We start from the raw sequence: 697 nt of genomic DNA, 5'->3' as shown, positions 1-697 counted from the left end.
GGCGCGACCGTCGGGGTGCTGGTCATGATGGGCGCGCTGCTCCAGATCACCCCCGTCTGGCTGTACGGCCCGGCCAACCCGGCACAGACGGCGGCGGGAGCCGTACCGGACTGGTACATGGGCTTCATCGACGGCGCGCTCCGGCTCATGCCCGCATGGGAGATCACCGTCTTCGACCGCACCCTCAGCCTCGTCGTTCTGGTGCCCGGCCTGCTCGTACCCGGCGCGTTCTTCACCGTCCTGGCGCTGTACCCGCTGCTCGAAGAGCGGATGACGATGTATCGCGCGCGGCGCGACGGGCGGGGCCGTCCGATGGCCAAGGCGCGTCTGGCCCGTGCCCGCACCCGGCACGACGTCCTGGACCGGCCACGGGCCACCCCGGTCCGCACCGGTCTCGCGGCGGCCGGGGTCACGTTCTACGGACTGCTGTGGGCCTCCGCGGCCAACGACCAGATCGCTCACGTCTTCCACATGTCACTCGAATCGGTGACCAACGCCTTTCGCGTGGCCGTCGTCTTCGGCCCGTTCGTGGCCTTCGTCATCACCCACCGGCTCTGCCTCGGCCTGCAAGCACGTGATCGCGGCGTCGCCGAGCACGGCGTGGAAACCGGAATCATCGTCCGGACTTCGGAGGGCGGGTATCACGAAACACACCGATCCGACGAGGCACCCGCGCTCGAGTCCACGGTGAGCTGAA

General features: G+C 69.4%; 1 protein-coding gene. It reads left to right on the top strand.

What is annotated here, in order from left to right; all coding sequences use genetic code 11:
• Positions 1 to 696 (top strand): cytochrome b family protein (locus AC3EO4_RS55695; RefSeq protein ID WP_488186392.1); only part of this gene is annotated, 696 nt, incomplete at its 5' end.
• Position 697: the final 1 nt, after the last annotated feature.

This window comes from Nonomuraea sp. bgisy101, assembly GCF_057708945.1.
This window is presented reverse-complemented; position numbering and strand designations above follow the sequence as displayed.